Here is a 1,190-nt window from a genome sequence, read left to right as displayed (position 1 = left end):
TTCTTGTTTTACCTGTTCTGCGTCCTCTTTACTGCCGATAACCCCTATCAGGAAATCATCCGCATACCGGACATAGCAAATCCTCTTATAGCTGTCGTCCATCTGGTCACTGTACGGCATGGATTTCAGACTGCGCCGCAATTCCCGGATTTCCGCAATTAAGCCCTCTTTTTCTTTCTCGCTCATTTTAGAGAGATTTCTTTTAAGCCGTTGCTCTTTTCCCCGGCAAACATCCAACTTCTTCTTGAACGCCGGATTGATTTTACGGCGGTTTCCGCAGTTGAACTTCTCTGCGTATTCTGCTATATAGTTGTCCAGTTCGTTCATATAGATATTTGCAAGGATGGGGCTGATGATAGAGCCTTGGGGAGTGCCGGAGTAGGTATTGTGATAATTCCAGTCCTCCATATATCCGGCTTTCAGAAACTTCCATAGCAGACCAATGAAATGTTCGTCTGCAATCCGCTTCCGCAGAATGTCAATCAGCACATGATGGTCTACATTGTCAAAACAGCCCTTTATATCCCCCTCAACGAACCACTTTGTCCCCGTAAAATATTTCTGCACATATTTGAGTGCCGTATGGCAGCTTTTGTTTATGCGGAAACCGTGGGAGTAGTCGCTGAAAGTTGGCTCATAGATGCTCTCTAAGATGAGCCGCACCACCTCCTGTATCAGTTTGTCGTCAAATGACGGTATTCCCAGAGGGCGCATTTTCCCATTGGATTTCGGGATATACGTTCTCCTCGCCGGGTTGGGCTGGTAGCTGAAATCACGCATTTTTTCAATGAGGGCGTTTATCCTTGCCATTCCCATACCGTCAATGGTTTTGCCGTCTGTTCCGGCTGTCATGTTGCCTGGTTTCGCCTGTATCCGCTGGTATGCCAGCAGATAGAATTGTGGATTGTATAGATTGCGGTATAACCGCTCGTACTTGTAACTCTTGTTACACGCCTTGGATTTTAGGCTTTCCAACACATTTTCAGGACTTCTCATAATGCCTCACGCACCTTTCCTTTTTTATGAATTGGTTGACATCCTACCTCCCTTCGCCATGTAGACGGCTTTCCCGCCCTCGGACTACTACGGAGGCTCCGTTGCCATGCCGGATATTCAGCGTCATCTTTCTTGGGTTTTTACCCCTTGAAATTTTTCACCTTGCGGCATTACGCATAGCCGGATAATCCCGG

Annotated in this window: 1 protein-coding gene; it reads right to left on the bottom strand. The window is 47.0% G+C overall.

Annotation, left to right across the window (positions count from 1 at the left end; all coding sequences use genetic code 11):
- Positions 1-996, bottom strand: a 996-nt coding sequence (locus D7X94_RS17935) for a reverse transcriptase/maturase family protein (protein ID WP_199715182.1), incomplete at its 3' end; no start/stop codon positions are given.
- Positions 997-1,190: the final 194 nt, after the last annotated feature.

This window comes from Acutalibacter sp. 1XD8-33 (assembly GCF_003612555.1).
In the GTDB taxonomy this organism is placed as follows: domain Bacteria; phylum Bacillota; class Clostridia; order Oscillospirales; family Acutalibacteraceae; genus Acutalibacter.
The sequence above is the reverse complement of the archived record's forward strand: the minus strand, read 5'-3'. Positions and strand labels throughout refer to the sequence as shown.